The sequence below is a fragment of the Micromonospora coriariae genome (assembly GCF_900091455.1).
Classification (GTDB): Bacteria; Actinomycetota; Actinomycetes; order Mycobacteriales; family Micromonosporaceae; genus Micromonospora; species Micromonospora coriariae.
In genome coordinates, this window is sequence record NZ_LT607412.1 from 1325896 (window position 1) to 1348133 (window position 22238).

Consider the following 22238-nt stretch of genomic DNA (forward strand, 5'->3'; position numbering starts at 1 on the left):
CTGCTCAGCAGCGGCCTGCTTCGCCGCGACGTCGGCCGGCATGGCCTGCGCGAGGTGGTCGGCCTGCTCGGTCTGGGCCGCCCGCTCGGCCCGTTCCATCGGCCCGACCGGCTCATCGCGGTCGGCCGATCCGTCCCGGCCGGTCCGCCCGTTCGCTCCAGCCTGGCCGTCCCGACCAGCCTGGTCGTCCTGGTCGTCCTCGTCGGCGAGCGTGCGCCAGGCCGCCTCGGCGGCGCGCTGCTCGGCCTCCTTCTTGCTGCGCCCCTCGGCGCCGCCGTACCGGTTGCCGGCCACCACCACCCAGGCGGTGAACGTCTTGAGGTGGTCCGGGCCGGTGCCCTCGATCCGGTATTCCGGCACGCCGAGCCCGAGCGCCGCGGTCAACTCCTGGAGGCTGGTCTTCCAGTCCAGGGCCGCGCCCCGGCCCGCCGACTCCGCCATCAGCGGGTCGAAGAGCCGGTGGATGACGATCCCGGCGGTGTCCAACCCGTACTGGAGATAGATCGCGCCGAGCAACGCCTCCAGGGTGTCGGCCAGGATGCTCGCCTTGTCCCGACCGCCGGTGGTCTCCTCGCCCTTGCCGAGCAGCAGGTACGCGCCGAGGCCGTCCGGTCCCAGGCCACGGGCCACGTCGGCGAGCGCGCGCATGTTGACCACGCTGGCCCGCAGCTTGGCCAGTTGCCCCTCGGGCAGGTCCGGGTGGTTGTGGAAGAGCGCCGTGGTGATCACCACGCCGAGCACCGAGTCGCCGAGGAACTCCAGCCGCTCGTTGGTGGGCAGGCCGCCGTTCTCGTACGCGTACGAACGGTGGGTCAGCGCGCGTTGCAGCAGGTCAGGGTCCAGGCTCACGCCGAACGCGGCTTCCAGGTGACCGACGGACGCCCGCCGCCGCTTGTCGTTGCTCATGATGTGCGTACCTCGGTGTCGGTGGAGCGGTCGGTGCGGTGCGTCGCGGCGTCGCCGTCGAGCAGCGCGGAGACCAGGTCGGTGGCGTGCCGCCGCCACAGGTGGGCGGCGAGGGCGATGCCGGAGGCGACGTCGGCGGCGCGAGCGGAGCCGTGGCAGACGACCACCGTCCCGGCTACGCCGAGCAGGGCGGCGGCGCGGGGAGCGCCACCGGCGACGGGCGGGCCGCCGGCCATGGCGTACGCGCCCTCGATCGCCTTGAGCAGCACGTTACCGGTGAAGCCGTCGGTGACCACCACATCGGCGCGCGCGCCGAAGGCCACGTCGTACCCCTCGACCAGCCCGACGTAGCGCGCCGCCGCGGGCAGCGGCTCGACGGCGAGCAGCGGATCGGTGGCCCGACGGACCCGGTCGCCCTTACCGGCCTCGGTGCCGACCGAGAGCAGGCCGACACGGGGCTCGGCGATCGAATGCGCCACGGCGGCGTACGCGGCGCCGAGCACGGCGTGCCGGGCGAGGGTGGCCGGGCGGGGCTCCAGCGAGCCGCCGACGTCGAGCAGCACGACCGGCCCGGCGACCCCGGGCAGGGTGGCGACGAGGGCGGGTTGCCGGATCTCGGGCCAGCGGCCGAGGCCGAGCACGGCAGCGGTGACTGTGGCACCGGTAGCGCCGGCGGAGACCAGGGCGTCGGCGGCCCCGTCGCGGACGGCGGTGACGGCGGCCCGCACTGTGCTCTCCGCGCGGGCGGCGTTGGGATGGTCGGCCATGCCGACGGCATCGCGGACCGGCCGCACCGTGATCCGGGCACGTTGGGCCGGATCGAGGGCAGCGATCAGCTCGTCGGCGACCTCGGCCGGGCCGACGAGAAGGAGATGCAGGTCAGGGTCGGTGCGCACGGCTCGCAGAGCGCCGTCAACCACGACGGCGGGAGCGTCGTCCCCGCCGAGGAGGTCAACGGCGATCCGCGCGGTGCCCGGCTCCACCGGAACGCCGACCGGAGTGGGCCGGCCGGCATCGGAGGGAGCCGGGGCACCGGGCGAATGCCAGGGTGCGCGCGCCGCCCGACCCGGGGTCGGGGGCGTCACTCGGCGTCCAGGTCAGACCTCGATGACCTGGCGGCCGTTGTAGGTGCCGCAGACGGAGCAGGCGGCGTGCGGCAGCTTCGGGGACTTGCACTGCGGGCACGCGACGGTCGCGACCACTGTCGCCTTCCAGTTCGCCCGGCGGGACCGGGTGTTGCTGCGCGACATCTTGCGCTTCGGGACGGCCACGGTTCTTACTCCTCTGTACGGGTCAGTTGCGACAGGCCCACCCAACGCGGGTCGATCTGCTGGTGACTGTGGTCGGCCGGCAGATCGTCCCAGTGCGTCCCGCATTCGGGGCACAGTCCTGGGCAGTCCTCCCGGCAGAGCGGGTTGGTCGGCAGCGTGAGCACCAACGCGTCCCGCAGCGCCGGCTCCAGGTCGATCAGATCGCCCTGCATCCGGCCCACCTCGTCCTCTTCGGTCGTGGCGTCCGTGGTGCTGTTCTCGTACGCGTACAGCTCCTGGATCGTCACGGCCATCGAGTCGTTGATCTCGCGCAGGCAGCGCCCGCACTCGCCCCGGACGGGACCGGTGATGGTCCCGGAGACGAGCACGCCCTCGGACACCGACTCCAGCCTCAGGTCGAGGTCGAGGTCCGCGCCCTCCGGAACGCCGATCAACTCCACACCGAGGTCCGCCGGTGCCGGCACGACCCGCTGGACCGTACGCAACGCGCCAGGCCGGCGCGGCAGGTCCCTCGTGTCGAGGACCAGCGGCGACCTGGGGTCGAGTGTCGATGGCGAGTGTTTGGGCATAGTCAGACTCCGGCCGGTGTGAGGCCGACAAAAAAGGTTACCTGGGCGACCGCCGGACCGTCGAACCGGGGGCGTCGCCCGCCTCAGAATGTCGGCTGGTGAGGTGCCGCTCAGAAGGGTAGCGGGCGTTCCGCCTCATCCCCACCGAAGGTGCCAATCTCCCGCAGCGCGTGCATCTTGTCGCGGCCACGCTCTATCGAGGCGAGCGCCCTGGTGAGGAACTGCTCGAAGTTGGCCAGCGCGGTGTCGACGTAGTCGTCGACCTCCTCACGCAGGCGCTGCGCCTCGGCCCGGGCCTCGGCGATGATCCGGGCCCCCTCGTGCTCGGCCGAGACAGTGATCTCGTTCACCGAGACGAGGCGGGCGTGTTCCGCCTCACCCTCGCTGATGATCCGGTCCGCCTCGCGCTTGCCGGCTTCCATGATCTTGTCGCGCTCGTCGAGCAGCGCGGCCGCGCGACGCAGGTCGGCGGGGAGTTCGGCGCGCATCTCGTCGAGGGCCGCGATCATCTCACCCCGGTCGACCATGCAGTTGTTGCGCGACATCGGGACGGAGCGGGCCTGCTCCACCATGGCGATCAGTTCGTCGATGCGATCGAGCGGGTCCACCGGTACCTCACTCCTGTCGTTCGTCGGCCGACCTCCATGATGCGGGCTACGGCCGGTTCCCCGCTCTGTCAATCATGTCGTGCCCGCCCCACACCTGCCCGATCCACCCCGACCCGGCGCGTCGCGGCATCGTCACACGACGCGAGGGCGCCGGAAAGGGCCCTGGCGATCCTGCACGCACCGGCCGACAACTGTCACAAAGGCCACGATTCAGGATCGCGACCGCGCCGAACGGTCAGGAGCGGGGGCCGAGGCGGGACTGGAGGGCTTCGCGGACCGGGTCGGGGACGTGGGCGGAGATGTCGCCGCCCCACTTGGCCACGTCCTTGACCAGACTGGAGGAGAGGAAGGAGTAGAGCGGATTGGTCGGCATGAACAGCGTCTCGACACCGGCCAGCCCGATGTTCATCTGGGCCATCTGCAACTCGTAGTCGAAGTCGCTGACCGCCCGCAGGCCCTTGATCAGCACGCTCGCCTGCTGGGCCCGGCAGAAGTCGACAAGCAGCCCGCGGAACGACTCGACCCGCACGTTGCCGTACGAGGCCGTCACCTCGCGGAGCATGTCGATCCGCTCATCGACGGTGAAGAGGCCACTCTTCGACTGGTTTATCAGCACGCCGACGATCACCTCGTCGAAGAGCCGGCTGGCCCGTCCGATGATGTCGAGGTGTCCGTTGGTGACCGGGTCGAACGAGCCGGGGCAGACCGCACGTCTCATGATCGGCGACCGTACCAAAGGGTGGTCTCGCCGTAACGGCGACTGCGCTCGGCCGTGATCCCGTCCACCCACTCGACCGGCCCGGTGCGGCTCGACCGCTCCACCACCACCAGCGCGTCGCTCGCCAGCCAGCCGCCGTCGACCAGCGTGGTCAGCAGCGCGGTGATCTCCGCGTCCGGCACCGCGTACGGCGGGTCGGCGAAGACCACGTCGTACGGCCCGCCGTCCGGGCCGGCGGCCAGCACGGTCGCCACCTTGCCGGTCACCAGGCGGACGGCGGGGCCGGCCCGCAGGGCCGCCACGTTCTCGCGGATCACCCGGGCCGCCCGAGGGTCGGACTCGACCAGCAGCACGTGCCGGGCGCCCCGGGAGAGCGCCTCCAGCCCGACCGCGCCGGAGCCGGCGTACAGATCGGCGAAGCGGGCGCCGTCGAGATCGGCCTCGGCCTGGACGGCGCTGAACAGCGCCTCCCGGACCCGGTCGGAGGTGGGTCGGGTGCCGGCGCCGGGGGGCGCGGCGATGCGCCGGCCGCCGAGCGTCCCGGCCACGATCCGGGTCACCGTCTCCTCCTGCTCATGGCCTCGACGCTACGCGAGCGGACGGGGGCGACGACCGACACCACCCGCATCGCGCCAGCAACCACTTGATCACGTTTCGTGTATCGATGATCTCAGATTGATAACATCAGTCTTAACGAATCCTGAGCGCTGTATCACGAGCGGCGATCTCGCTAGGGTCTGCCGGGTGCCGGCGGGAATCCGCCGGCCCACGGCTCGGGAATGCCACCCTCCATCCGGACGTGCAGTGACCGTCCACTGTCGTTCCCGGGCCACGCCCCTAACGCTTCAGCACTCCAGGAGTACCAGTGATCCGTCCGAAGTCTCCGTTCCGGCGTACCGCGGCCATCGCCGCTGGCGCGCTGCTCGGCATCGGCGCCATGACGACGTTCGCCGCGCCGGCGAGCGCCCACCACCCCGAGCCCTCCGGCACCTACTGCCTGGCCGCCGACGGCCAGGTAACGGTCACGTGGAAGGTCGGCAACAGCGAGGACATCGATGCCGAGATCACCTCGGTCAAGTCGACCGTTCCCGGCGACTTCAGCGATGGCGACCTGAAGGTCGGTGCCACCCTCCCGGCGAAGGGTGGGGACCTCCTCACCGCCACCCAGACCCACACCTTCACCGAGAAGAACCCGAAGATCGAGCTGACCGTCGAGGCGCGCTGGGAGCGTCCGAACCGGATCGTGACCGAGCACCGGACGGTGGAGGCCACCGAGGCCGGCACCTGCGCCGCGGAGCCCACCCCGACGCCGACCGCCACCCCGACGGAGTCGCCGAGCCCGACCCCGTCCCCCAGCACCGCGTCTCCGTCGCCGAGCCGGCCGCCGGCCGAGAGCCCGAGCCCGACGCCGACCGTCACCCCGGCGCCGGCCGAGCCGGTGGGCACCGTCGAGTCGACCTGCGACAGCCTCACCTTCACGATCGAGAACCCGGCCGACGGTAAGACGGTCGTCCTGACGCTGACCCCGAACAAGGGCGACGCCAAGACGCTGACCGTCGAGCCCGGCAAGACCGGCTCCGTCTCCTTCGACGCGACCGAGGGTCTCACCGTCACGCCGGCCGCCGACGGCCTCGACGACACCGAGCCGATCGCCTGGGAGAAGCCGGCCGAGTGCGACGAGGGTGAGGGTGGGGGCCTGCCGCTCACCGGCACGAACACCACCCTGATCGCTGGTGGCGCCGTCGTCCTGCTGGCCGCCGGTGCGGGCCTGTTCCTGGTCGCTCGCCGTCGCCGGCTCCGGTTCACCGTCTGAACCGAACCGCGCTGAACCCGAGGGCGCGTCGACCACCCGGTCGGCGCGCCCTCGGGCGTTTCACCCGCGTGCCACGCGCCTCGTGGCGGGTCGAGGCGTCAGCCCTTCTCCAGGTATTCCGCGCGGTCCTCGTCGACCAGGGCGGTGACCGACGCGGCCAGCGCCGGATGCCGGGTCAGCTCCGGGTCGTCCTCGACCAGGGCGATCGCCTCGGCGCGGGCGTCGCGGATCAGGTCGGCGTCGCGCAGCAGGGACAGCAGCCGCAGGTGTGAGCGGCGCCCGGACTGGGTGGCGCCCAGCACGTCGCCTTCACGCCGCTGCTCCAGATCCAGCTCGGCGAGCTTGAAGCCGTCGCCGGTCGAGGCGACCGCGTCCAGCCGCTCCCGGGCCGGCGACCCCTCGGCCGCCTCGCTGACCAGCAGGCAGAGCCCCGCCGCAGCGCCCCGGCCGACCCGACCGCGCAGCTGGTGCAGTTGGGAGACGCCGAAGCGGTCGGCGTCCAGCACGATCATCACTGTTGCGTTCGGCACGTCCACACCGACCTCGACCACGGTGGTGGCCACCAGCACGTCCAGGTCACCGGCGGCGAAGGAGCGCATCACCGCGTCCTTCTCGTCGGCCGGCAGCCGGCCGTGCAGCACCCCGATCCGCAGCCCGTGCAGTGGCCCCTCGGCCAGCAGCGGGGCCACCTCGGTCACCGCGAGCGGCGGCCGGCGGCCGTTGTCGTCCACCGGCGGCGGCTCCTCGTCGGAGGCAGGTCCCTCACCAATGCGCGGGCACACCACGTACGCCTGGTGGCCGTCGGCCACCTCCTCGCGCACCCGACGCCAGGCCCGGTCCAGGAAGGCCGGCTTCTCGGCGGCCGGCACCACGTGCGAGGCGATCGGCGAGCGCCCCCGGGGCAGCTGGGAGAGGGTGGAGACCTCCAGGTCGCCGTAGACGGTCATCGCCACAGTGCGCGGGATCGGGGTGGCCGTCATCACCAGCACGTGCGGCGGCTGCTCGGCCTTGGCCCGCAGCGCGTCGCGCTGCTCCACCCCGAAACGGTGCTGCTCGTCCACCACCACCAGGCCGAGGTCGTTGAAGTCCACACCCTCGTAGAGCAGCGCGTGGGTGCCGAGCACGATGCCGGCGGCGCCGCTGGCCACCTCAGCGAGCGCACGGCGGCGAGCGGCCGCGCCCAGCGAACCGGTGACCAGCTCCACCCGGGTGGCGTGCTCGGCGGAATCCAGTTCGCCGGCCCGCCCGAGCGGCCCGAGGAGGTCCAGCATGCCGCGGTGGTGCTGTGCGGCCAGCACCTCGGTGGGCGCCAGCAGCGCGGCCTGGCCGCCCGCGTCGACCACCTGGAGCATCGCCCGCAACGCCACCACCGTCTTGCCCGAGCCCACCTCGCCCTGCAACAACCGGTGCATCGGGTGCGGGGCGGCCAGGTCGGCGGCGATCTCCACGCCGACGTCGCGCTGGCCGGCGGTCAGCTCGTACGGCAGCCGTGCGTCGAAGGCGTCCAGCAGCCCACCGGAGCGCGCAGGGCGGGGTCGGGCCGGCCAGTCGGCAGCCCGGTGCTTGCGCTGCACCAGGGTCAGCTGGACGGCGAACGCCTCGTCCCACTTGAGCCGGTGCCGCGCCCGGTAGAGGTCCTCCTTGCTGCTCGGCCGGTGAATCTCCCGCAGCGCGGTGCCCAGCCCGACCAGGTTGCGGCTGGCCCGCACCGTGGCCGGCACCGGGTCCTCCGGCGGGGTGAAGGTGTCCAGCACCACCCGCACGCAGCGGGCGATCACCCAGGTCGGCACCGCCGCCGCGGCCGGGTAGACGGGGATCAGCGCGCCGGCGAACTCCTCGATCTCGTCGCTGACCGCCGCCTCGCCCTCGCCGCCCTCGCCGAGCAGGACGTACTCCGGGCCGTTGAGCTGGCGCTTGCCCCGGAACTCGGTGACCTTGCCGGCGAACAACCCCCACCGGCCCGGACGCAGCTCCCGCTCGCGCCACGCCTGGTTGCCGAAGAAGGTCAGCGTCAGCAACCCGCCGGAACCGTCACCGACGGTCACCTCCAGCAGGTTGCCCCGACGTTGGCGCATCGGGCGCACCGCGGTGCGCTGCACCTGGGCCAGCACGGTGACCTGCTCGCCGACGTCCAGCGAGCGGATGTCGGTGTGCTCGCCGCGCTCGTCGTAGCGGCGCGGGAAGTGGTAGACGAGGTCACCCGCGGTGTGCAGGTCGAGGTGGGCGGCCAGTGCCTTGGCCGTCTTGTCCCCGACCAGCTTCTTCAGCGGAGTGTCCACAGTGGCCGACTCGCTCATTCGACCCCCACCAGGAGCGGATAGTGCGGTTGGCCGCCCGGGAACGCCTGCACCTCGACGAACGGCCAGCGCCGCGCGACGTGCGCGCGGACGGCATCGGTGAGCCCGGCCGGCGCGTCCACGCCAGCCAGCAGGGTGACCAGCTCCCCGCCGCCGCCGAGCATCCGGTCGACAACGGCCGCGCAGGTGTCGGTCAGGTCGGCGCCGATGAGGTGCACCTCCCCCTCCACCAGCGCCAGCACGTCCCCCGGGCGGCACGGGCCGGCGACGGTCAGCGCCTCCCGGCTGGCGTGGCAGACCTCGGCATAGCGGCAGGCACCCGCCGCCTCGGCCATCGCGATCACGTCGTCCTCGAAGCGGCGGGCGCCGTCGCGGACCGCGAGGGCGGCCAACGCCTGCACCGGCGATCGGGTCGGCACCACGCTCACCTTGATGCCGTAGCGGTGGGCCTCGCGGGCCGCCGCGCTCGCCACGGCTTCGGTGTTCGCGTCGTTGGGCAGCACCACCACCCGTGCCGCGCCGGTGCTGCGGACCGCGTCCAGCAGCTCCCCCGTGGACGGGTTGCCCGGCACCACTGTGGCTCCCTCAGCGGCGAACAGCCCGGCGATCCCGACGCCGGTGGCCACCACGACGGCGGCGCGGCCGTCCGCCGCCGGGCCGGGCGACGGCTCGGGCTGGTCGGCGAAGCGGGTCACCGAGATCCGGTACGGGCGGCCGGCGGCGACCCCCGCCTCGACCGCCGCGCCCACGTCGTTGACGTGGACGTGCACGTTCCAGGTGGCCTCCGGCTCGCGCCCGTCGCCGACGACGACCAGCGAGTCCCCCAGCGCCGCCAGCGCCCGGCGCATCGCGGACACCGCCTCGGCCGGGGCGTCGAGCAGGAACTGCACCTCGTAGGCGTACTCCTCGGAGCCGGTCTCCCGCGCGACCGTGGCAGCCGGCCGGGCGGCGCGCGGCGCCGGCGCGGCGCGCACGGCGACCTCCCCGGTGAGCACCTCCACCAGGGCGTCGAGCAGCACGCAGAGGCCCCGGCCGCCCGCGTCCACCACACCGGCGCGGGCCAGCGCCGGCAGCTGCTCCGGGGTGCGGGCCAGCGCCTCGGCCGCCGCCCGCGCGGCGGCCCGGGCCACCACCGGCAGGTCGTCGCTGTCCGCCCGCTCAGCCCCGGCGGCGGCGGCGCCGACCACGGTGAGCAGGGTGCCCTCCACCGGCCGGGCGACCGCGGTGTACGCGGCCACGGTGGCGCCCCGCAGTGCGGCGGCCAGCTCGCGACCGCGGACGGCTGGCACGGCGGCGGCCGCGTCGGCGAAGCCGCGCAGGATCTGCGAGAGGATCACCCCGGAGTTGCCGCGCGCGCCGAGCAGCGCGCCCTGGGCTATCAGCCGCAACGCGTGCCCGTGTGCGGTCGGCCCGCTGTCGGGGAGCGTGTCCAGGTCCATGGCAAGGGCCTGCTGGGCCGAGGTGAGGGTGAGCACCAGGTTGGTGCCGGTGTCGCCGTCGGGCACCGGATAGACGTTGAGCTCGTCGATCTCGCCCTGGTGGCGCTTCAGTGCGGTCAGCCCGGTCGCACACCACCGGCGGACCGCGGCGGCGTCGAGGGTGTCCAGCACGGCCAGAAGCCTACTGGCGCACGCCGACAGCCGTCGGACTCGTCCGGCGTGTCCGTTCACCGCGGCTCCGGCGCCGATCCCGGCTCGGGCGGCCGGAACGGGGGCCTCGGGTATGGTTGCCGCCGGACCGGCCCACCACCCGGCGGACGGGCGCACCAGCACCTGCCGGCCGAGCCGCGGGCGATCGCCCGACCGGGCCGGTTGGCCGGGTCGGCGGGTCATCGGGTAACCTGACCAGGTTGCCCGGGCAGCGCCTGCCGGCGACCTCATGAACGTTTCAATCCCAGGAGTATCCCGTGGCTAGCGTGTGCGACGTCTGTGGCAAGGGACCGGGCTTCGGCCACAACGTGTCCCACTCGCACCGGCGGACCAACCGCCGCTGGAACCCGAACATCCAGTCGGTGCGTACCCCGGCCGGTGGCGGCAACACCAAGAAGTTGCAGGTCTGCACCTCGTGCATCAAGGCCGGCAAGGTCACCCGCGCCTGACGCGGCAGCACCCACCTTCTCGTACGGCTCAGCCGGCGGACCCCTGGGGGTCCGCCGGCTCTGTCGTATCCGTGCCAGGGTCGCTGACGGCTACGCGACGCGACCGCCGCCAAGGCCGCCCGCCCGGTTAGTGTCGCGCTGCGCCGGCCGTCCGGTCCGGCCCGGGTGAAGGGGTGACGGGTGCAGGTGGACCTGAGCCGGGACGAGATGGTCATTGTGGGCTTCGCGCTGGATCTGCTGCGCGGGCTCGACGACCTGCTACCCGCCGCAAGCGTGGTCGTGGTCGAGGAACCCGACCTCATCCGCCGCCGCGACGTTGAGCGGCGCTGCGCCGCGCTGCCGTTCGTCTCCCGGGTGGTGGCGGCCGAGTACCAGACCGGCCTTGACGCGGCGGCGCTGCTGGCCCGGGAACCGGGGCTGGCCGCCGCGCGGTTGGTGGTGCCCGGTCAGGAGTACGGCGTGCTCGCCGCGGCCCAGCTGGCCGACGCGCTCGGCCTGCCCGGCGCCGGCGTGAAGGCCGCCGAGATCTTCACCGACAAGCACCGGATGCGGCTGCTCGCCGCGGCGGCCGGCCTGACCAACCCGGCGTTCGCGGTGGTCGACACGGCCGCCGAGGCGACCGAGTTCGCCCACCGGCAGGGCGGGCGCTGCGTGCTGAAGCCCACCCGCCGCGCCGGCAGCCTCGGCGTGCAGATCGTCACCGATCCGGCGCTGGTCGCCGCCGCCTGGGCCGCCAGCGCCGACCCGGAGACGCCTCCCGACGCCATCGCCCGGGGCCTGCCCAACGCGGTCCTCGCCGAACAGGTGCTGACCGGCACCGAGCACAGCGTGGAGCTGCTGATCGCCGAGGGCGAGGTGCGCTTCGGCAACGTCACCGACAAGCGGGTGCTGGCCGGTGGGCGGCCGGTGGAGACCGGGCACACAGTGCCGTCCGCACTGCCCGAGGACGCCCGGCGGGAGCTGCTCGACGTGGCCACCCGGCTGGCCGGCGCCGCCGGTTTCCGCACCGGCGTGCTGCACAGCGAGTGGATCCGCACCGCCGACGGCCCGGCGCTGGTGGAGTGCGCCGCCCGGCTTCCCGGCGACCTGATCAGCGTGCTGATCTCGGTCGCCTACGAGTGCGGTTTCGTCGCGGCGTACCTGCGCACGCTCCGGGGGGAACGCCCGGCGCTGCCGGACGCGCCGCACGGCGCGGCGGCGGTGGAGTTCCTGCTCGCTCCGCCCGGCACCGTGACCTCCGTGGACGGGGTACGCGCGGCCAGCCGGGTGCCCGGCGTGCTGGACGTCGGGGTGGGCGTGACTGTGGGTGACCGGGTGGCCGAGGTCACCTCGTCGGCGCGGCGCAGCGGCCAGGTGCTGGCCTGGGGCGCCGACCCGGCGGAGGCGACCGGGGCGGTCGCCCGGGCCGCCGCGCAGATCCGGATCACCACCGGCTGAACGTCGGCCACCGGGCGGTCGGCGACCACCCGGGTCAGAGGGTGCGGCCGAAGGAGACGCAGCCCTCCGCGTCCTTGTAGAAGCCGAAGTTCGGGATCTGCTCGTAGCCGGCGGAGGTGTACATGGCGATCGCCTCGGGCTGCCTGTCGCCGCACTCCAGGACCATCCGCTTGCGGCCCTGCTCACGGGCCGAGCGCTCGACGGCCGCCAGCACCGTCCGGGCCACGCCCCGTCCACGGGCCGCCGGGGCGGTGTACATCCGCTTCAGCTCCGCGGTGTCCGCGCCGTGGCTGCGCCAACCGCCACAGCCGACCGGCTCGCCGGCCAGGTAGGCGACCAGGAACGCGCCGTCCGGCGGCACGAACTCGGCCGCGTCCACCGGGGTGTCGTCGCCGGTGCCGCCGTAGCGGGCGCCGAGGTCGGCCAGCGCGTCGCGGATCAATTGCTGCGCCACCGGCGCGTCGAACCGCACCACCCGGATCTCAATCTCACTCACGGTATCCAGGGTACGGCCGGCGCGGGGCCTCACCGAAAGTGGTCCCAGCCCCTCGGCCCCTCGTAGGGTTCGCCGTCGACGGTGACCCCGGCGCCGGCCGTGACCAGGCCGATCGCCCGCCAGTCCGCCGGCAGCGCCACCGCCGGGGGGAAGGTCGCGGCCAACGCGTGGTCCTCACCACCGGCCAAAATCCAGGTGTACGGGTCGACACCGAGCGCCTGTGCGGCGTCGGCCATCTGCCGGGGCACCTCGAACGCGTCCCGGCGCACGTCGATCGCCACCCCGCTGGCCACCGCGACGTGCCCGAGGTCGGCGAGCAGCCCGTCCGACACGTCGATCATGGAGGTGGCGCCGAGCCGGGCCGCCTGCGGCCCGGCCGCGTACGGCACCTGCGGCCGCCGGTACGCCTCGACCAGCAGCCGGGGGGTACGGAAGCCCCGGGTGAGCACGGTCAGGCCGGCCGCGGCGTACCCGGTGCGGCCGGCCAGGGCCAGCACGTCACCGGGGCGGGCGCCGGAGCGCACCACGGGCGGACGGCCACCGAGGTCGCCCAGCGCGGTGACGGCGACGGTCAGGGTGGGGCTGGACGACATGTCCCCGCCGACCACGCTCGCGCCGACAGTGGCCGCCTCCGCGGCCAGCCCGTCGGCCAACTCCTCTGCCCAACTGGTTTCCAGGTCCGCCGGCATGCAGAGGGCGACCAGCAGGGCGGTCGGTGTGGCGCCCATCGCGGCGATGTCGGCCAGGTTGGCCGCCGCGGCCCGATGCCCGACGTCCCGGGCCGAGCACCAGTCCCGCCGGAAGTGCCGGCCGTCGACCAGCACGTCGGTGGAGGCGGCGACCCGGGCGTCCGGGGCGGCCACCACCGCCGCGTCGTCCCCTGGGCCGAGCAGGACCGTCGGTCCGACCGGCAGGCGGGCGGTGATCCGCCCGATCAATCCGAACTCGCCGATCCCGCCCACGCTGGCGACACCGCCGGCGTTCCGTCCGTTCTGCCCGGCACCGCCGCGCTCGCTCACTGCTGCTCCTTGACCACCGATAGGGATCAGACCTGGTCCGTAAGGTAGTTTCACCCTTCGGGCCGCCCCTGGGCGGCGACGGACGGAGGTCGAGTCGTGGTACAGGCGTACATCCTCATCCAGACCGAGGTCGGCCGCGCACGTGACGTGGCCGGTCTCATCGCGGACCTTGCCGGCGTGGTACGGGTCGACGCCGTCACCGGGCCGTACGACGTGGTCGTCCTCACCGAGGCGAACACCGTCGACGAGCTCGGCAAACTCATCGTCAGCAAGGTGCAGATGGTGCCCGGCATCACTCGCACCCTCACGTGTTCGGTGGTGCGGCTGTAAGTGGACGAGATGGCTACCTCCTCCGCCGCTGAGAACGACGAGCGGCTCGACGGGACGCGCGACGGTTCGCCCGAGCCGGCTGACGGTATCCGCGAGCCGGCCGAGCCGACCGCCGACGCGCCGGCTGGCCGGGACCGGACCATCCGCGGCGCGGCCCTGCTGGCCACGTTGATCGCGTTGCCGGTCACGCTGCTGGTGGCCGTGCTGGCCTTCACCAAGCTCTCCCCGGCCGAGCCGGCCGCCACGCCGAGCCCCACCACCGCCCGGGCGCAGTCCACCGCTCCGGTCGAGATGGCCGCCCCGGCGCTGGCCGCCCGCCCGGCCACGGTGTGCCGTGCCCTGCTGTCCCAGCTGCCGCCGACCATCCAAGATCTGGCCCAGCGCCCGGTCACCGCCGGTCCGGAGCAGAACGCCGCGTACGGCGACCCCGCCCTCACCGTGGCCTGTGGCGGCACCGAGCCGACCATCCCGCCCACCGACGAGGTCTGGACGGTCAACCGGGTCTGCTGGCATCCCGTGGAGCAGGGCGACGTGACAGTGCTCACCGCGGTCGACCGGGAGACGCCGGTGACGGTGCGCATCCCACGCTCCTACGAGCAGCCGTTGCAGTGGGTGGCGCCGGTCTCCAGCGCGATCGTCGCCACGGTGCCCTCCGGCGGCGACGTTCCCGCCGGCTGCCGGGCCTGATCCGACGCACGTTCCGCCGGAGCGTGGCGTCGCGGGCCGGCCGGCGGCCGTGGCTCAGTGCAGGCCGACGCCGCGCCGCTGGGCGGTGCGGATCAGGCGGTTGACCAGCTTCGGGTACTCCAGGCCGGAGGCCGCCCACATGCGCGGGAACATCGACGTCGGCGTGAACCCGGGCATGGTGTTGATCTCGTTGAGGTAGACGTCCAGCTCGGGGGTGACGAAGAAGTCGGCCCGTGCCAGACCGGCGCAGTCCAGCGCGGTGAACGCGCGGACGGCGTACTCCTGCACCTGTCGGGTCACCTTCTCCGGCAGCCCGGCCGGAATGTCGTACTCGCAGGAGTCGTCGAGGTACTTCGCCTCGAAGTCGTAGAAGTCGTGATCGGCGACGACACGCACCTCGGCCAGCACGGACGCCTCGGGCGCACCGCCGGCCTCCCCCTCCAGCACGCCGCACTCGATCTCGCGGCCGACGATCGCGGCCTCGATGATGACCTTCGGGTCGAACTGCCGGGCGGTGGCTACCGCCTCGTCCAGCTGCGCCCAGTCGGTGACCCGGGTGATGCCGAACGACGAGCCGGCCCGGGACGGCTTGACGAAGACCGGCAGGCCGAGGCGGTCCTTGTCCTGGTCGCTGAGCGTCATCCCGTTGCGCAGCACCGCGTACCGGCCGACCGGGATGCCCTCGACCGCGCAGAGCTTCTTGGTGAACTCCTTGTCCATCGCGGCGGCGGAGGCGAACACGTTCGCCCCGACGTAGGGGATGCCGGCCATCTCCAGCATTCCCTGGATGGTGCCGTCCTCGCCGTACGTGCCGTGCAGCACCGGGAAGACCACGTCCACGTCGGCCAGCGCGCGAGGGCCCTCGGTCGGGTCGAGCACCATCAGCCCGTTGCCGGTCGGGTCGGCGCGCAGCACGATGTCCGCTCCGGAGTCGGCGGTGATCTCGGGCAGTTGGCGGGCGTTGATCGCGAGCTGGGCGGGGTCGCCGTTGGTCAGCACCCACTGGCCGGCCCGGGTGATGCCCACGGGCACCACCTCGTACTCGTCGGGATCGAGCGCGCCGAACACGCTTCCGGCGCTGACGCAGGAGATGCCGTGCTCCGGGCTGCGGCCGCCGAAGACGATCGCTACGCGGGTCTTGCCTGGGGTGGTCACTCCGGTCACCTCTTCGTACGCGACTGCGGCTGGTCGTGCTCGCCGATGGCGCTCACCCGGTTGACCTTACTGTGCGTGGCGGCAGGGCGAGGCGATACCCGGCGAGCCGCGGCTCGACACGGCAATCGGTCAACAGGGGATATACGGTGCGTGACGGGGTGTCGTCCGGCGGTGTGCCGCCGACCCGCACTGAGGCGTCAGTCCGGGGCGTGCCGGCGACCGACGGCGATCACCTTCACCCGCTGGCGGCCGGCCCGCACCATGCCCAGGGCCATGAACGCACCGGCGATCCGGTCGGCGGCCTCCCGACTGCTGGCACCGACCACCTGCCGGCGCCGCTCGGGCGCGGTCCGCTCGTTGCGCTCGACGCCCTCGACGGGACGCACGTCGGTGAGGACCACCAGGAAGCGGGTCATCGTCGGCCGTCCGGGTGTACGGCGGGGGGCTCCGGACCGGTGCGCACGTCGTCTCCTTCCGGCGGGCCGGGATGGCGGCGGCACGCGACGATCGGGTACGGGGGAGAAACCCGATCGCCGCGCGCCCCATCCCCTCCGGTCGCTCACCGCCACCGTCGCCACGACAACCGGCAGTGAGGACGCGATGACAGATTGACACGTGTAGAGCCGTGAATGCAACTCTCATCGACGTTCTCTCATGCAGACGTTCCCACGAATGTGTGCGACCATCGATGCATGGCCCCGAAGACCGCCCGTGCCCGCCGGCTCGGCATCGCCCTGCGCCACCACCGGGAAGCCGCCGGGCTGACACTCGAGACCGCCGCGGATGAGATCAACAGCACCCGCAGCACCCTCTCGCGGTACGAGAACGCGCAGACACTGATCAGCCCGGCCACCGTGCGCGCCCTGCTCACCTCGTACGGGGTGGGCGCGGACGAGGTGGCCGCCGCGGTGCAGCTCGCCAAGGACGCCCGCAAGCCGGGCTGGTGGGTGTCGTACTCCTACCTGCTGGACCCGCGCACCATCGACTTCATCGCCCTTGAGGCCGAGGCCACCGCCATCGCCAACTTCGAACCCTCGGTGGTGCCCGGCCTGCTGCAGACCGCCGACTACATCCGGGGGGTGATGCGCGGCGGCCCGCACACCCTCGGCGACGACCTGGTGGAGCAGCGGGTCAAGGTCCGCCTCGACCGGCAACAGCGGCTGACCGGCGACGACCCGCCCATCCTCGACGCGATCATCGACGAGGGCGCGCTGCTACGCCCGGTCGGCGACCAGTCAGTGATGGACGGGCAGCTGCGCCACCTGGTCAAGATGGCCGAACTGCCGAACATCTCGGTCCAGGTGATCCCGCTCTCCGCCGGCTACCACCGAGGCACCCGAGGCTCGCTGCACATCCTGGAGTTCGCCGACCCGGAGGACCCGATCATCGCCTCGGTGGAGACCGTCGCCGGTCAGATGATCCTCGACCGAGCCGGCGAGACGCGTACCTGCACCAAAATCATGGAGCATCTGCGGAGCGTGGCGCTCAGCCCGGCCGACAGCCGGAAGCAGCTCCTGTCACTCCTGAAGGGACGGTAGGACCGATGACACCGACGATCACAGCGGCGCTGGCTGCGGCGGCGTGGCGCAAGAGCAGCCGCAGCGGCGACCAGGGTGCTTGTGTGGAGGTGGCCGCGCTCCCCCGACTGGTCGCCGTACGCGACTCCAAGGACCCGACCGGCCCGGCCCTGCTGTTCCCGCCGGCCGCCTGGACGGCCTTCGCCCAGGCCCCGCCCCGCCGCTGACCGGACGAGGCGGGCGCGGCACGGGCTCAGGCCCGCGTCGCGGAAGCTCGGGCTCGGGTTCGGGCTCGGGCTCGGCGGCTCACGCGACCAGCGGGCTGGACTCCGGTACGGCGCGCAGCGCCTCCAGGGCGGCGATGGCCACGCCCCGGGCGCCGGCCATGTCCCGCTCCGGCACCAGGGCGAAGGTGGCCACGGCCGCCTGCTCCTCGCGGAGCACTGTGTGCTCGCGGACCGTCGCCAGGAACCAGTCGCGGAACTCGGGCGCCGCCTCCACCACCCCGCCGCCGACGAAGTACGCGTGCGGGTCGGTGAAGTTGGCCGCCACGGTGAACAGCCGACCCAGCGCCACCGCCTGCTGGGTGAAGAGGTCCCGGGCCAGCGCGTCCCCCTGCTCGCCGTAGCCGCGGACCAGCTTCGCCGCACGGGCGACCGGCTCGGCGGCGAGCGGGTGGTCGGGGTACCGGGTCAGCCAGTACGGCAGCAGGTTGCGCTCGATGCCGGTCAGCGAGGCGACGCTCTCGACGTCCCCGGTGAACCCGCAGGCGCAGGTCGGCTCCGGCTGCTCCGGGCCGAGCAGCCCGGTCAGCGGGATGTGCACGTGACCCAGCTCCCCGGCCATCCCGGCCGCGCCGGCGATCACGCGCCCGCCCTCGACCACGCCGCCGCCGAGGCCGGTGCCGACGATCGCGGAGACCGACGACCGGTTCATCGCCTCGGCGCCGAAGTACACGTGGTGGGCGTAGAGCGCGGCCGCGTTGCCGTCGTTGTGGTAGACCACCGGCAGGCCCAGCCGCCGCTCCAGCGCGCCCCGCACGTCGAAGCCACGCCACGCCGCCTGGGAGAAGTTGGTCGAGCCGCGCGACGAGATGACACCGGTGGCGCTGGCCGGGCCCGGAGTGTCCAGCCCCACCGCCCGAACCAGTTCGCGGGGCACGCCGGTCTGTGCCAGAGCGCCGTCCAGCGCCCGGGCCAGCGCCTCGATCGCGGCGTCGGGCCCGGCTCGCACCTCGCTGGGGATCTCCAGCAGACCGTCCACCAGGAACCGGCCGTCCACCGTCAGCACTGTGGCGTTGTTGCTGGTCCCGCCGTTGTCCAGCCCGACGACCACCGGCACCCCTGCGCTGCCCACCGAAACCGCCCTCCGCCGTCATGAGTGTGAGCCGAGGCTAGTGCCAACACCGCTCCCCCGCCACGCCCGGCTCCACTGCCAGGTAGCCCCGCTGCCCAGCGGGCCGTCGCGGGCGCGTTCAGGCGGGACGGCGGGCGGTCACGGCGGTGGCATCCAGGTCCTCGTCGTGCCGCACGCTCGGTTCGAGCCCGAGGGCGTCGAACGCCGCGCAGAGCGCGTCCGCCTGCCCGGCGCTGACCTCCACCGCGAGGTGTCCACCGGGCGCCAACCACCGGGTCGCTCCGGCGGCCACCCGGCGCAGCACGGCGAGCCCGTCCGGCCCGCCGTCGAGGGCCACCGGGGCCTCGTGCAGCCGCGCCTCGGCGGGCATCAGCGCCACCGCGGCGGTCGGCACGTACGGGGCGTTGGCGACCACCAGGTCCAGCCGGCCCCGCCAGTGCGGGGGCAACGGCGCGAACAGGTCGCCCTCGAACACCTCGGCGGCCAGCCCGGCGAGGTTGCGGCGGGCGCACGCCACGGCCGCCGGGTCGATGTCGGCGGCGGCCAGCCAGCGCGGCGCGAGCCGGTGCGCCAACGCGACAGTGGTGGCCCCGGAGCCGCAGCAGAGGTCGACCACGGCCGGCCTCGGGCCGGTCACCGCGGCGGCCGCCTCGACGAGCAGGGCGGTGCGCCCCCGAGGCACGAAGACGCCCGCGGCGACGGCGATCCGCAGACCGCAGAACTCCGCCCAGCCGAGCAGGTGCTCCAGCGGTTCGCCGGCCACCCGGCGCTCGGTCAGGTCGGCCAACGCCGCCGGGGTGTCGGCCGCGGCCAGCAGCAGGTCGGCCTCGTCCTCGGCGTAGACGCAGCCGGCGGTACGCAGCCGGTGCACGAGGGCCGGCCGGCCGGTGGGGAACGGTGCTGCCATGGGATACCTCCGGGAAACGCTCGCCGGCGCTCCCGTGGCCGCTACCGCGGCGGGGACACGGGAGGAAGCGCCGGTCCTGTCGACTGACGGATCGGACTCACCTCCTCCGGTCGCGGCCCGCGGCTGCGGGCCGCCGACACGATAACTCAGGCCCCTCCGGCGGCGTCCAGCGCGGCGGCGATGTCGGCCACCAGGTCGACCGTGTCCTCCACCCCGCAGGAGAGCCGAACGAAGCCGGGTGCGGTGTCGTCGCCCCACTGCGCCCGCCGGTCCGCGGTGGTGTGCAGGCCACCGAAGGAGGTGGCCGCCACCACCAGTCGGGCAGCGTCGACGAAGCGGCTCACCCGGTCGGCGTCGCCCAGGTCGAACGAGAGCACCCCGGGCATCCGGCGCATCTGTGCCGAGGCCACCGGGTACGCCGGGTCGTCGGTGCGCCCGGGCCACCGTAGGCCGGTCACGTCGGGCCGGCCGGCGAGCAGATCGGCGACCGCGGCGGCGTTCGCACTCTGCCGGGCCAGCCGCAGGTCGAGCGTGCCCAGTGAGCGGTGGGCCAACCAGGCATCGAACGCGCCGGGCACCGAGCCGGTGGTGGTACGCCAGCGGGTCACCGCCTCGATCAGCTCGGCGGACCGGCTGGCCACGTAACCCAGCAGCAGGTCGGAGTGGCCGGTGAGCGCCTTCGTACCCGAGGCGACCACCAGGTCGGCGCCGAAGTCCAGCGGGCGCTGGCCGAGCGGGGTCGCCGTGGTGTTGTCCACCGCGAGCAGCGCGCCGGCGGCGTGCGCCCGTTCGGCGAGGGCGGCCACGTCGACCACGTCCAGGCCCGGGTTGGCCGGGGTCTCCACCAGCACCAGCCGGACGCCCTCCAGCGACGGGTACGGCCCGACGGTCGGGACGAACAGCACCCGGACACCTATCGCCTCCAGCACATCGGTGGCGAACGCCCGGACCGGGAAGTATCCGTCGGTCGGCAGCACCACGGTGTCCCCCGGGCGCAGCAGCGTCAGCAGCACCCCGGTGATGGCCGCCTGACCGGTGGCGAAGACCCGGCAGTCGCCGCCCTCCAGCTCAGCCACGGCGGCCTCCAGCAGCCGACGCGTGGGGTTGTCGGGGCGGCCGTAGCCGTTCGGTGAGCCGGCCGGGCCCTGCCACGGATCGAGGTGGTACGGCGCGGCGAAGACCGGTCCGGGCAGGAAGGGGTCTCCTGGCGCCGGCTCGGGCAGCCCGGCGTGCACACAGCGGGTGCCGTCACCCAGATCGCTCATCAGGTCCTCACTCGTACGACTCGGGTTTGGCTGTGCGGCTCATCAGGGTGTCCACGGCGAGGCGGGGGTCCATCCCCTCGTGACAGATCCGCTCGACCTGCTCGGTGATCGGCATCTCGACGCCGTGCGCCCGCGCCAGGTCACGGATCGCCAGGCAGCTCTTCACGCCCTCGGCGGTCTGCCGGGTGGCGGCCTGGGCCTGCTCCAGCGTCTCGCCCCGGCCCAGATGCTCACCGAAGGTGCGGTTCCGGGCCAGCGGGGACGAGCAGGAGGCGACCAGGTCGCCCATGCCCGCCAGGCCGGCGAAGGTGATCGGGTCGGCGCCGAGCGCCACACCCAGGCGGGCCGTCTCGGCCAGCCCTCGGGTCATCAACATGGCCCGGGTGTTGTCGCCGAAGCCCATCGCGGTGGCGATGCCGTACGACAGGGCGATCACGTTCTTGACCGCCCCGCCCAGCTCGCAGCCGATCACGTCGTCGTTGGTGTACGGGCGCAGGTAGGGCGTCCGGATCGACGCCTGCACGAGCGTGGTGCGGTGGCTGTTCGTTCCGGCGACCACGGTGGCGGCCGGCTGCTCGGCGGCGATCTCCGGGGCCAGGTTCGGGCCGGAGACCACGACCACGCGGTCCGCGGCCACGCCGGCGGTCTCCACGATGACCTCGCTCATCCGCCTGGTGGTGCCGAGCTCGATGCCCTTCATCAGCGACACCAGGGTGGCGTCCGGGTGCAGGTGCCCGGCCCACTCGGCGAGGTTGCCACGCAGGGTCTGCGACGGCACGGCCAGCACCACCAGTTCGGCGCCGGTGATCGCCTCGACCGCGTCGTGGGTGGCGGTGACCCGGGCCGGCAGCAGCAGGTCCGGCAGGTACTCCGGGTTCCGGCGCTCGGTGCGGATACTCTCCGCCACCGGCGCGCGCCGCGCCCACACCGTCACGTCCCGCCCCGCGTCGGCGAGGATCTTGGCGAACGCGGTGCCCCAGGAGCCGGCGCCGAGCACCGCGACGTGGCCGGTGCTGTGCCCGCTCACGCGACACCACCCTGCTGCTGGCGCTCGGCGGACGGTCGGGCCGGTCGTTCCCAGAGCGGCGGCGGGGTGCCGCCACGGATCTCGGCGAGCATGTCCCGAAGCCGCAGCATGATGGCGTCCGTCATCCCCTCGAGGGTGGCTCGCGTCGGCGGGGCGTCCGCCCACCGGCTCAGGTCGACCGGCTCGCCGGCGACCACTGTCACCGGGATCCGCGGACGCAGGCTGAGCCGGGTGGTCCGCGGGTCGAAGATCCGCTCCGGCCCCCACATCACCAGGGGCACCACGGGCGCACCGGTGGCCAGCGCCAACCGGGCGGCGCCGGTCTTGGCCTTCATCGGCCACAGCTCCGGCTGCCGGGTGGTGGTGCCCTCCGGGTAGATCACCACCGCGCCGCCCTCGTCGAGCGCGGCGACCAGCGCGTCCAGCGAGCGGACCGCGTCCACGGTGCCCCGCTCGACCGGAATCTGTCGGCACCGGTGCAGGATCCAGCCGATCACCGGCACCCGGAACACGCTGGCCTTGCCCAGGTACTGCGGCCACCGCCCGGCATCGAAGATGAAGTGCGCGGAGACCAGCGGGTCGGCGTGCGAGATGTGGTTCGCGACGATGATCACGCCACCGTCCCGGCCGAGGTGCTCCATGCCGCGCCACGTGCGCCGGGTCCAGACGGTCATCACCGGCTTCACCAGCGCCACGGCGAACCGTTGCCAGAACCCCAGCCTGCGCCGTGCCACTGTGCCTCCTCGTCCCGCCCGACCCCGC

Annotated in this window: 24 protein-coding genes and 1 pseudogene; 7 read left to right on the top strand and 18 right to left on the bottom strand. The window is 73.6% G+C overall.

What is annotated here, in order from left to right:
- Positions 1-153: 153 nt before the first annotated feature.
- The 7 genes and pseudogenes from rnc to rsmD form a co-directional block, all read right to left on the bottom strand.
- A pseudogene (gene rnc / locus GA0070607_RS06105) lies at positions 154-906 on the bottom strand (ribonuclease III); the annotation flags it as partial.
- Positions 903-1889, bottom strand: a complete 987-nt coding sequence (locus tag GA0070607_RS06110; protein WP_089017298.1) for a phosphate acyltransferase PlsX — start codon at positions 1887-1889, stop codon at positions 903-905. The gene GA0070607_RS06110 and the pseudogene rnc, both read right to left, overlap by 4 nt.
- A 114-nt stretch (positions 1890-2003) precedes the next feature.
- Positions 2004-2177 (bottom strand): 50S ribosomal protein L32, encoded by a 174-nt coding sequence (gene rpmF / locus GA0070607_RS06115; protein ID WP_074317731.1) that lies wholly within the window; start codon positions 2175-2177, stop codon positions 2004-2006.
- A gap of 5 nt (positions 2178-2182) precedes the next feature.
- Positions 2183-2746: a YceD family protein gene (locus tag GA0070607_RS06120; RefSeq protein WP_089017299.1), complete on the bottom strand. Its 564-nt coding sequence runs from the start codon at positions 2744-2746 to the stop codon at positions 2183-2185.
- Between the two features lie 110 nt (positions 2747-2856).
- A complete protein-coding gene (locus GA0070607_RS06125) occupies positions 2857-3354 on the bottom strand; it encodes an SPFH domain-containing protein (protein WP_089017300.1) in 498 nt (165 codons plus the stop codon).
- A gap of 235 nt (positions 3355-3589) precedes the next feature.
- Positions 3590-4072: a pantetheine-phosphate adenylyltransferase gene (gene coaD / locus GA0070607_RS06130; RefSeq protein ID WP_089017301.1), complete on the bottom strand. Its 483-nt coding sequence runs from the start codon at positions 4070-4072 to the stop codon at positions 3590-3592.
- Positions 4069-4632, bottom strand: a complete 564-nt coding sequence (gene rsmD / locus GA0070607_RS06135) for a 16S rRNA (guanine(966)-N(2))-methyltransferase RsmD (RefSeq protein ID WP_089017302.1) — start codon at positions 4630-4632, stop codon at positions 4069-4071. The genes coaD and rsmD overlap by 4 nt, the downstream gene beginning before the upstream one ends.
- A 305-nt stretch (positions 4633-4937) precedes the next feature.
- Here rsmD and GA0070607_RS06140 point away from each other — a divergent pair, with 305 nt between their 5' ends.
- Entirely contained in the window at positions 4938-5885 is a 948-nt protein-coding gene (locus tag GA0070607_RS06140) for an LPXTG cell wall anchor domain-containing protein (protein WP_089017303.1), read from the top strand.
- Between the two features lie 98 nt (positions 5886-5983).
- Here the strand turns inward: GA0070607_RS06140 and recG are convergent, their stop codons facing one another.
- Both recG and GA0070607_RS06150 read right to left on the bottom strand, forming a co-directional pair.
- Complete coding sequence (recG, locus tag GA0070607_RS06145; RefSeq protein WP_089017304.1) at positions 5984-8182, bottom strand: ATP-dependent DNA helicase RecG; 2199 nt, start codon at positions 8180-8182, stop codon at positions 5984-5986.
- On the bottom strand, positions 8179-9792 hold the full coding sequence (locus GA0070607_RS06150) for a DAK2 domain-containing protein (RefSeq protein WP_089021689.1): 1614 nt from the start codon (positions 9790-9792) through the stop codon (positions 8179-8181). The genes recG and GA0070607_RS06150 overlap by 4 nt, the downstream gene beginning before the upstream one ends.
- A 296-nt stretch (positions 9793-10088) precedes the next feature.
- On the opposite strand from GA0070607_RS06150, the gene rpmB reads away from it, so the two are divergent.
- Both rpmB and GA0070607_RS06160 read left to right on the top strand, forming a co-directional pair.
- Positions 10089-10280, top strand: coding sequence for a 50S ribosomal protein L28 (rpmB, locus tag GA0070607_RS06155; protein ID WP_007456456.1), 192 nt, complete (start codon positions 10089-10091; stop codon positions 10278-10280).
- 180 nt (positions 10281-10460) lie between these two features.
- On the top strand, positions 10461-11717 hold the full coding sequence (locus tag GA0070607_RS06160; protein WP_089017305.1) for an ATP-grasp domain-containing protein: 1257 nt from the start codon (positions 10461-10463) through the stop codon (positions 11715-11717).
- 34 nt (positions 11718-11751) lie between these two features.
- Here GA0070607_RS06160 and GA0070607_RS06165 read toward each other — a convergent pair whose 3' ends face one another.
- Positions 11752-12213: a GNAT family N-acetyltransferase gene (locus GA0070607_RS06165; protein ID WP_089017306.1), complete on the bottom strand. Its 462-nt coding sequence runs from the start codon at positions 12211-12213 to the stop codon at positions 11752-11754.
- A gap of 29 nt (positions 12214-12242) precedes the next feature.
- Entirely contained in the window at positions 12243-13175 is a 933-nt protein-coding gene (locus GA0070607_RS06170) for a thiamine-phosphate kinase (protein ID WP_089021690.1), read from the bottom strand.
- Positions 13176-13328: 153 nt separating this feature from the next.
- On the opposite strand from GA0070607_RS06170, the gene GA0070607_RS06175 reads away from it, so the two are divergent.
- Together GA0070607_RS06175 and GA0070607_RS06180 are read left to right on the top strand one after the other, a co-directional pair.
- The gene (locus tag GA0070607_RS06175; protein WP_013284547.1) at positions 13329-13562 is read left to right on the top strand and encodes an Lrp/AsnC ligand binding domain-containing protein; all 234 of its coding nucleotides are present in this window, start codon (positions 13329-13331) and stop codon (positions 13560-13562) included.
- A 9-nt stretch (positions 13563-13571) separates the two neighbouring features.
- A complete protein-coding gene (locus GA0070607_RS06180; protein WP_089021691.1) occupies positions 13572-14249 on the top strand; it encodes a DUF3515 family protein in 678 nt (225 codons plus the stop codon).
- A 54-nt stretch (positions 14250-14303) separates the two neighbouring features.
- Here GA0070607_RS06180 and GA0070607_RS06185 read toward each other — a convergent pair whose 3' ends face one another.
- Positions 14304-15404 (bottom strand): D-alanine--D-alanine ligase family protein, encoded by a 1101-nt coding sequence (locus GA0070607_RS06185; RefSeq protein ID WP_089017307.1) that lies wholly within the window; start codon positions 15402-15404, stop codon positions 14304-14306.
- A gap of 197 nt (positions 15405-15601) precedes the next feature.
- Positions 15602-15820 (bottom strand): hypothetical protein, encoded by a 219-nt coding sequence (locus GA0070607_RS06190; RefSeq protein WP_089017308.1) that lies wholly within the window; start codon positions 15818-15820, stop codon positions 15602-15604.
- A 276-nt stretch (positions 15821-16096) separates the two neighbouring features.
- Between GA0070607_RS06190 and GA0070607_RS06195 the strand changes: the two genes are divergently transcribed.
- Both GA0070607_RS06195 and GA0070607_RS06200 read left to right on the top strand, forming a co-directional pair.
- A complete protein-coding gene (locus tag GA0070607_RS06195; protein ID WP_089017309.1) occupies positions 16097-16942 on the top strand; it encodes a helix-turn-helix domain-containing protein in 846 nt (281 codons plus the stop codon).
- 5 nt (positions 16943-16947) lie between these two features.
- Positions 16948-17148: a DUF397 domain-containing protein gene (locus GA0070607_RS06200; RefSeq protein ID WP_089017310.1), complete on the top strand. Its 201-nt coding sequence runs from the start codon at positions 16948-16950 to the stop codon at positions 17146-17148.
- A 79-nt stretch (positions 17149-17227) separates the two neighbouring features.
- On the opposite strand, the gene GA0070607_RS06205 is transcribed toward GA0070607_RS06200, so the two are convergent.
- The 5 genes from GA0070607_RS06205 to GA0070607_RS06225 form a co-directional block, all read right to left on the bottom strand.
- The gene (locus tag GA0070607_RS06205; RefSeq protein ID WP_089017311.1) at positions 17228-18277 is read right to left on the bottom strand and encodes an ROK family protein; all 1050 of its coding nucleotides are present in this window, start codon (positions 18275-18277) and stop codon (positions 17228-17230) included.
- A gap of 118 nt (positions 18278-18395) precedes the next feature.
- On the bottom strand, positions 18396-19184 hold the full coding sequence (locus GA0070607_RS06210; protein WP_089017312.1) for a putative protein N(5)-glutamine methyltransferase: 789 nt from the start codon (positions 19182-19184) through the stop codon (positions 18396-18398).
- Between the two features lie 146 nt (positions 19185-19330).
- Positions 19331-20449, bottom strand: a complete 1119-nt coding sequence (locus GA0070607_RS06215; RefSeq protein ID WP_089017313.1) for a cystathionine gamma-lyase — start codon at positions 20447-20449, stop codon at positions 19331-19333.
- Between the two features lie 7 nt (positions 20450-20456).
- Positions 20457-21476 (bottom strand): NAD(P)H-dependent glycerol-3-phosphate dehydrogenase, encoded by a 1020-nt coding sequence (locus tag GA0070607_RS06220; RefSeq protein WP_089017314.1) that lies wholly within the window; start codon positions 21474-21476, stop codon positions 20457-20459.
- Positions 21473-22210, bottom strand: a complete 738-nt coding sequence (locus tag GA0070607_RS06225) for a lysophospholipid acyltransferase family protein (RefSeq protein WP_089017315.1) — start codon at positions 22208-22210, stop codon at positions 21473-21475. The genes GA0070607_RS06220 and GA0070607_RS06225 overlap by 4 nt, the downstream gene beginning before the upstream one ends.
- Between the last annotated feature and the right edge of the window lie 28 nt (positions 22211-22238).

Coding starts and splice junctions, on each gene's coding strand:
- recG (WP_089017304.1), bottom strand. CDS start 8,182: ATGAGCGAGTCGGCCACTGTGGACACTCCGCTGAAGAAGCTGGTCGGG.
- GA0070607_RS06190 (WP_089017308.1), bottom strand. CDS start 15,820: ATGACCCGCTTCCTGGTGGTCCTCACCGACGTGCGTCCCGTCGAGGGC.
- GA0070607_RS06120 (WP_089017299.1), bottom strand. CDS start 2,746: ATGCCCAAACACTCGCCATCGACACTCGACCCCAGGTCGCCGCTGGTC.
- GA0070607_RS06215 (WP_089017313.1), bottom strand. CDS start 20,449: ATGAGCGATCTGGGTGACGGCACCCGCTGTGTGCACGCCGGGCTGCCC.
- GA0070607_RS06195 (WP_089017309.1), top strand. CDS start 16,097: ATGGCCCCGAAGACCGCCCGTGCCCGCCGGCTCGGCATCGCCCTGCGC.
- GA0070607_RS06210 (WP_089017312.1), bottom strand. CDS start 19,184: ATGGCAGCACCGTTCCCCACCGGCCGGCCGGCCCTCGTGCACCGGCTG.
- GA0070607_RS06180 (WP_089021691.1), top strand. CDS start 13,572: ATGGCTACCTCCTCCGCCGCTGAGAACGACGAGCGGCTCGACGGGACG.
- coaD (WP_089017301.1), bottom strand. CDS start 4,072: ATGAGACGTGCGGTCTGCCCCGGCTCGTTCGACCCGGTCACCAACGGA.
- GA0070607_RS06200 (WP_089017310.1), top strand. CDS start 16,948: ATGACACCGACGATCACAGCGGCGCTGGCTGCGGCGGCGTGGCGCAAG.